The sequence below is a fragment of the Donghicola eburneus genome (genome assembly GCF_900115865.1).
GTDB lineage: Bacteria > Pseudomonadota > Alphaproteobacteria > Rhodobacterales > Rhodobacteraceae > Donghicola > Donghicola eburneus.
Window position 1 is genome coordinate 110,755 of sequence record NZ_FOXY01000011.1, and the last position, 7,237, is coordinate 117,991.

At 57.9% G+C, this 7,237-nt stretch carries 6 protein-coding genes; 3 read left to right on the forward strand and 3 right to left on the reverse strand.

Going from position 1 to position 7,237, the window contains the following annotated elements:
- Window positions 1-131 precede the first annotated feature (131 nt).
- Window positions 132-1,427, reverse strand: a complete 1,296-nt coding sequence (locus BM225_RS17440) for a calcium-binding protein (RefSeq protein ID WP_092465104.1) — start codon at window positions 1,425-1,427, stop codon at window positions 132-134.
- A 223-nt stretch (window positions 1,428-1,650) separates the two neighbouring features.
- Here BM225_RS17440 and BM225_RS17445 point away from each other — a divergent pair, with 223 nt between their 5' ends.
- The 3 genes from BM225_RS17445 (at window position 1,651) to BM225_RS17455 (ending at window position 6,437) form a co-directional block, all read left to right on the forward strand.
- Window positions 1,651-3,372 (forward strand): sigma-54-dependent Fis family transcriptional regulator, encoded by a 1,722-nt coding sequence (locus BM225_RS17445; RefSeq protein ID WP_177218652.1) that lies wholly within the window; start codon window positions 1,651-1,653, stop codon window positions 3,370-3,372.
- A 139-nt stretch (window positions 3,373-3,511) separates the two neighbouring features.
- Window positions 3,512-5,311, forward strand: a complete 1,800-nt coding sequence (locus BM225_RS17450; protein WP_092465106.1) for an NAD(P)/FAD-dependent oxidoreductase — start codon at window positions 3,512-3,514, stop codon at window positions 5,309-5,311.
- Window positions 5,312-5,384: 73 nt separating this feature from the next.
- Complete coding sequence (locus BM225_RS17455) at window positions 5,385-6,437, forward strand: 2,3-butanediol dehydrogenase (protein WP_092465110.1); 1,053 nt, start codon at window positions 5,385-5,387, stop codon at window positions 6,435-6,437.
- Between the two features lie 60 nt (window positions 6,438-6,497).
- Here the strand turns inward: BM225_RS17455 and BM225_RS17460 are convergent, their stop codons facing one another.
- Both BM225_RS17460 and BM225_RS17465 read right to left on the reverse strand, forming a co-directional pair.
- Window positions 6,498-7,064 (reverse strand): glycosyltransferase family protein, encoded by a 567-nt coding sequence (locus tag BM225_RS17460; RefSeq protein WP_245780531.1) that lies wholly within the window; start codon window positions 7,062-7,064, stop codon window positions 6,498-6,500.
- Window positions 7,022-7,237, reverse strand: a 216-nt coding sequence (locus BM225_RS17465; RefSeq protein ID WP_143095413.1) for a transposase domain-containing protein, incomplete at its 5' end; no start/stop codon positions are given. The genes BM225_RS17460 and BM225_RS17465, both read right to left, overlap by 43 nt.

Sequence of the window (7,237 nt, forward strand, 5' to 3'; positions counted from 1 at the left end):
CTGCGTAAGCCTGAACAGTTTGCTGCGAAGGTTTTAGTCAGTCGAGGTGCCTAATCTTCTCTCTGAGCCGATCATCCTATTACTATTTACTCTGGAAAATCCGTAATCAAGCCTTTTAGGGTAGGCCTTACTTAAACAAGCATCATGTTCAGCGCGAACATTGTCGTATCGCGAATTTCTAAGGTGTCACTATCCGAGAAAGATAGAAGTACGCCTGATTCAAACTCGGTGGCATAGCTGTCCAGATCAGAACGGATGTCGTCGTTGGTTAGACCGTCGAACTCAATGATGAGCAGGTCAGTCACTTCAGCGTCGTAAATGATGTCTGAGCCTTGGCTGTAGATAAAGGTATCCCCGCCAGAACCACCATAGAGGCTGTCGTTTCCAGCGCCGCCATGCAGCGTGTCGCGTCCCGCTTGGCCAAGAAGCAAATCATTGCCTTGCTCGCCAAAGATGTTGTCATCGCCTTTGCCGCCATAAGCCTTGTCACTACCTGTGCCGAGCTTGATCGTGTCGCGGCCACCATTTCCGCGGACTTTGTCACGCGCGCCGCCGCTGTCGATTTCGTCGGAACCAGCCCCGCCTTGGATAAGGTCTCTTCCCTGCCAGCCGTCGATGCGGTCAGCACCGCCTCCACCAAGGAGTTTGTCATCACCGGTGGAGCCTACGAGCCAATCCGATCCTCCGGACCCGCGCAGCGTATCGTTGCCGTTATCTCCGAAAAGGGTGTCGTCTCCTGTCCCACCGATTAATAGGTCGTGACCCCCGCCGCCATTCAGCCAATCATTGCCACCAGCACCGTGCAACGTGTCGCTTTCGTCTTGACCGCTGACGAAGTCCATTCCGCTATCACCGCGCCAATTAATTCCCGGCGCGTCTGGTTCGCTGATTCCGCCTTCCTCATAATATCGAAGCATCTCCCATGTATCGTAGCTCAGACCCGAGCTGGGGATTGTGGCAGGCCCGACTTCAGATACGTAATTTTCGTACATGGACAGTTCATCGCCTTCAATCTCCAGAAGCAAAGTGTGCCGGTAGCCATCGCTGACGACTGGAGTGTATTCGAACTCCAGTACCTGTGTGCGGAAGCGGTCGTCGGGGGCACCGCCGTCTGTCACTTCGGCAAGGTAAAATTCACCCTTTAAGGTGATTTGCAATGCGCCCGGTGAACCATCCGCCGCAGAGTCGCCGCCAAGATTCAGGCTCTCGCTCAGAAAGTTTGAAGAGACACTCGAATAGGTTGCGCCGCTGCCCCATGTATTCAGAAACCCGACATCCAGAGAGGCGCTGTTACTTTCGCGCTGAAGATCGAGCTGTCCCCAGTAGATTTGCGAATAGATTGTGAGGTGATCGTATGACTTTTGAACAAGCGATCCGTCGGTATCCCAAGCTCCAGTAGTGACGTCGAAGGTGGTAAAGTAGTACATTCTGGCTCGCTTGTTGGAAACTTCATCGCAGGTCGGGGCGTGCAATCAAAGATAGCATTGCGTCACGCAGCCTTAATCTTTGGGTAGTTTGGCGTCCAGTGCAGCGTGGGCTTGGCTGACGACTCCAGAGCGAGAGCGATTGGCAGGCCTTCGCTTAGAACGAAAGTTGGAGACGGATTCTCTGCAGTTCTCGCCTATGCTGTCGCGCGGGGAGGAGAACGCGATGGGAGATGTGCGGCACGTTCAGGAAATCGAGCAAGTCCTCGGAGGCGGCGCGACGGGGCGGGATAGCTTTGTTTCGGCGTCGTGGCGACGGTGTGTTGAGCTATATGGCATGGACCCGACGCGGACCGATCCTGCGCATATTGTTACCGAGATGGAGTTGCGCGAGCATCGCAAGCAAGCTGAATGGCTGATCGGCGCGGCGCGCTCTGGGTTGCAAAGCCTGTTCCGGCAGGTTGCGGGGCAGAACTACGTGCTGTTGCTGACCGATGCCAAAGGGGTCTGTGTCGACTTCTTTGGCGATGATCTTTTCGTAGATGATCTGCGCAGTGCGGGGCTTTATCTGGGGTCGAACTGGTCAGAAGATCTGGCGGGCACTTGCGGGGTAGGGGCCTGCATCGTGACCGAGGAGCCTGTGACAGTCCATCAGGATGACCACTTCGGGAATGCTCATACTCGGCTGTCCTGCACGGCGGCGCCGATCTTTGACAGCTTGGGGCAGTTGGCAGCAGTGCTGGATATTTCGCTGCTGCGGTCCCCGACGCCAAAGAGCAGCCAGAACTTGGCTATGAATCTTGTGACGTCCGCCGCGCGGCGGGTGGAAATGGCGAACCTTATGGCAGAGAGCCGTCGGGACTGGGTGCTCCGGTTGTCTTCTAGCCCAGAGTTTCTGGATGTGGACCCAGAGGCGGCGGTGCGGCTCGATGGGTCAGGGCGGGTTATTGGCTACACCCGCGGGGCGCGCCCGCTGTTTCCCGATGGCGCGGCGATCATTGGGCAGCGGATTGAAGAGGCTTTGGGTTTGTCCGTCGATGATCTGCCCGATCTGATGCGCGACCGTCCGACCGAAGAGCGAATTGTTGAGATGCGGGATGGCGGTGCGCTGTTCGGACACGCTATTGCCCCGCAAACCACGCGGACAGCGCGGCCCGCACGCCAAAGTGGGGCAGTCGCGGGTTTGTCTGGCGGCGATCCGGTAATGACGCGGCTTTTGCAGCAGGCCGAGAAGATCGCCCGCACCAGTGTTCCTGTGATGATCACAGGCGAGACGGGAACGGGGAAGACCAAGCTGGCGCGGGCGCTGCATATGGCGAGCGGGGCCAACGGCTTTGTCAGTTTGGAGTGTTCGATGATCACACCGGACGGGCTGATCCATCTACAAAAACAGATATGCGGGGCGACCTCGCTGCTGCTGCGCAGGATCGAGGAATTGCCAGAAGCCTGTGCCGCGCCATTGACCGCTTTGCTGGACTCGGCACCAGATTTGCGACCCTTGGTGACCAGTTGTTTGCCTGTTGCTGAGCTTGATCTGCCACGCCCGCTGTTTCATCGGTTGACGGGAAGCGTTTTGGCCATTCCGCCTTTGCGGCAGCGCCAAGACCTTGGCTGGTTGGTCGAGCGGATCCTTCGCAGACGCACGGCCGAGGAGGTACGGCTGTCGCCTTCGGCGCGGGCGGATTTGTTAGGGCGCTCATGGTCAGGCAATCTGCGGGAACTAGAGCAGGTGCTTGATGTGGCCTTGGCGATGGCCGAGGGCAATGTGATCGACCTGACCGACTTGCCCGCCCCTGTCGAGGAGCGCAGCGCAGAACCCGAGGAGTCGCTGGAGCAAATCATGGATGCCTGCGAGTGGAATATGTCCCGCGCTGCGCGCCGATTGGGCGTGAACCGCTCGACTGTACTGCGGCGTCTGCGCAAAGCGGGGTTGCAGCCGCCCACCTGATCTGTTGCGCGGTGTTGCGCGCGCAACATGCCGCGCTGCAGAACCTTTTTTCTGGTCGTAGATCGCCCCAAAACCCATAGATTGTTGGTCCAACGGGCATCCAAGCTCTTCTCCAAGGACACGCGTAGGAGGAGATGCGATGCTTGATTCAACAGTGACAACCCGAACGCAAACCGTGCTGGACAGCCTGAACGCCGCGCTAGCCGCAGGTGATATAGGCGCGGTCAAAGACCTGTTCGCCACCGACAGCTACTGGCGTGATCTGGTTGCGGTGACATGGAACCTGAAGACTGTCGAAGGCCCCGAAGGCGTGGCCGACATGTTAACTGCGCAGTTGGAACATACCCAGCCGTCGAACTTCGAACTACAAGCCGGAGAGATGCCCGCAGAGGAGGGCGGTGTCACAACGGCTTGGGTGACGTTCGAGACCAAGACAGGCCGCGGATGGGGGCTGATGCGTTTGAAAGACGACCGCATCTGGACCTTGCTAACCGCGCTGCAAGAGCTGAAGGGCTACGAGGAAAATCGCGGGAAACGCCGCCCCATGGGTGCCGAACATGGCGCGCAGAAAAACCGCAGTAGCTGGCTGGAACGCAAGCAAGCGGAAGAGGCGTCGCTTGGGTATGACACTCAGCCCTACACGGTGATCGTTGGCGGCGGGCAGGGGGGCATTGCCCTTGGGGCGCGTCTGAAACAGTTGGGCGTGCCGACGATTGTGCTGGATAAACATGACCGCCCCGGGGACCAGTGGCGCAGCCGGTACAAGTCCCTGTGTCTGCACGACCCGATCTGGTACGACCATCTGCCCTACATCAAATTCCCCGACAACTGGCCCGTGTTCACCCCAAAGGACAAGGTTGGCGACTGGCTGGAAATGTACACCAAGGTCATGGAGATCAACTACTGGACCCGCTCCGAGGTCGAGAAGGCGACCTATGACGAGGCGACCGGCAAGTGGAAGGTCGAGGTTAACCGCGACGGCGAAAAGGTGGTGCTGGAGCCGACCCAACTGGTCATGGCAACAGGCATGTCGGGCAAGCCGAACATTCCAAATTTCCCCGGAATGGATACCTTCAAGGGCACGATCCAGCATTCGTCCCAGCACAAAGGCCCCGATGAGTGGACGGGTAAGAAGGTCGTCGTGGTCGGCTCCAACAACTCGGCCCACGACATCTGCGCCGCGCTATGGGAAGCGGATGCTGACGTGACCATGGTCCAACGGTCCTCGACCCATATTGTGCGGTCGGACAGCCTGATGGATATCGGTCTTGGCGCGCTCTATTCCGAAGAGGCCGTGGCCAGCGGGATGACCACCGAGAAGGCCGACATGGTCTTTGCGTCCTTACCCTACAAGATCATGCACGAGTTCCAGATCCCGCTCTATGACCAGATGCGCGAGCGGGATGCCGAGTTCTATGCGGGTCTCGAAAAAGCGGGCTTTGAGCTGGACTGGGGCGACGATGGCTCGGGTCTGTTCATGAAGTACCTGCGCCGCGGGTCCGGGTACTACATCGACGTGGGCGCCAGCCAGCTGATCATTGATGGCGAGGTGAAGCTCGTCAAAGGGCAGGTCGATCACTTTGAAGAGGACGCAGTGGTTCTGGCCGATGGCACGCGGCTCGAAGCGGACCTTGTGGTGATGGCGACGGGCTTTGGTTCTATGAACGGTTGGGCCGCCGATCTGATCAGCCAAGAGGTTGCGGACAAAGTGGGCAAGGTCTGGGGACTGGGATCGGATACCACCAAAGACCCCGGCCCTTGGGAAGGCGAGCAGCGCAATATGTGGAAGCCGACTCAGCAAGAGCACCTGTGGTTCCACGGCGGTAACCTGCATCAGTCCCGGCACTATTCGCTGTATCTGGCGCTGCAGTTGAAAGCGCGGATGGAGGGTCTCGAAACCCCTGTCTACGGCCTCCAAGAGGTGCATCACCTGTCGTGATGCACTGACGGTCCCCTCGGCGCCTCTCCTGCGCCGAGGGAATTATTTACTCTAGTGAACATTGGAAAATATGATGAAAGCAGCCCGTTGGCATGGCGTGAAAGATATCCGCGTCGAAGACATTTCCGAACCCAGCCCCGCCGCAGGTGAGGTGAAAGTCAAAGTTGCATGGACAGGTATTTGCGGTAGCGACTTGCATGAATACCTGGCCGGTCCGATCTTTGTCCCCGTGGACGAGGAACACCCGCTGAGCCATGACAAAGCCCCGATAACCATGGGCCATGAGTACTGCGGGACAGTGACGGAATTGGGCGAAGGCGTCTCGGATATTGCAGTGGGTGACCGCGTGGCCATCGAGCCGATCTTTGCATGCGGTGAGTGTCCGGCGTGTCTAGAGGGGAAGTATAACCTCTGTGACAGTCTCGGGTTCGTTGGTCTGTCCGGCGGCCACGGCGGCTTTGCGGCATACTCGGTTGTCCCTGCACGCATGGTGCACAAAATGCCTGATGACTTGTCGATGGAGCAGGGGGCTTTGGTGGAACCCGCGGCAGTGGCCCTTCACGCGGTGCGCCTCTCCAAGATAAAGGCAGGCGATAAAGCAGCGGTGTTCGGTGCAGGCCCGATTGGTTTGCTGGTGGTCGAGTCCCTGCGTGTCGCTGGCGCGTCAGAGATTCATGTTGTTGAACCCTCCGAAGTGCGCCGTCAAAAGGCACTCGACCTTGGGGCAACATCGGCAATCGATCCTACATCTGAAGATGCAGTGGAAACGATCCGAGCGGAGACGGGCGGTGTGCATGTGGCATTCGAAGTTACTGGCGTCCCCGCTGTTCTGCCCCAATGCATCGACTCCACGCGTCACGAAGGTCAGACCCTGATCGTGTCGATTTGGGAAGGGGACGCTTCTTTCCAGCCCAACACCGCGGTATTGAAGGAACGCCAGCTGCAAGGCACCATCGCCTACCGCAACGTCTATCCCGCGGTGATGGCTCTAATGACCCAAGGTTACTTCAGCGCGGAGAAACTGGTGACCAAACGAATTGCACTTGATGACATTTCGGCTGCGGGGTTCGAGGCTCTTGTCGCCGAAAAGTCACATGTAAAAATCCTGGTCGAAGCGCCCGAATAAAAAGAGCGGCCTACCGAGAACTATCGGTGGGTCGCCGCTCTATGTCTCAGATGAATTGGGTCACTTTTGACAGGTTTTGAATGCCAAAGTCCCGATCCCGCCAACACCATTGCGCCGGATAGCGCGGTAGTCCTCTGAACTTTTCTTAATGATCTTCTTGAGCGAAGCGTTGCTTTCGCCGCCCACCCGCATCTTCACCATCACTTCATCGAGATACGCGAGCCGGATCCCTCCCTTGACGATATAGCGGAGCATAGCGTCGTAGTCCGCTGCGATCTGGAAAGATGTGTCGTAAAGCCCCCATTCGTCAAAGATTTCTCGACGAAGATAGAGAGTCGGATGCGGTGGCATCCAACCCTGCTTCAGTTTTTTGCGGCTGTATGGGCCAGAGTGCCACTTTCGAACGATATGAGAAGTGTCATTCTCGGACACATAGTCCAAATCACCGTAAACTCCGTCAATGTTGAGGTTTTCCATCAGCTTCGCCACGCGTGAAAGTGTATGCGGGGCTGCAAAGAAATCATCTGAGTGCATCAGACCGATGATGTCACCGGTCGTCCGTATGCATCCGGCGTAGGCCACGGTCAGGCAGCGTTGACGGCATCCTGTTGTTTCTTCCAATGCCACGGCAGCAATTCTGGGAGACGCGAGACGGGCAAGTCCGGCAGCCGGGCGAGAACATCAGCCAACCAAGCCTGTGGATCAATGTCGTTCATCTTTGCCGAGACGATGAGAGTGTACATGAAGGCCGCCCTGTCTCCGCCGCGCTCGGATCCAGCAAAGAGCCATGACTTTCTGCC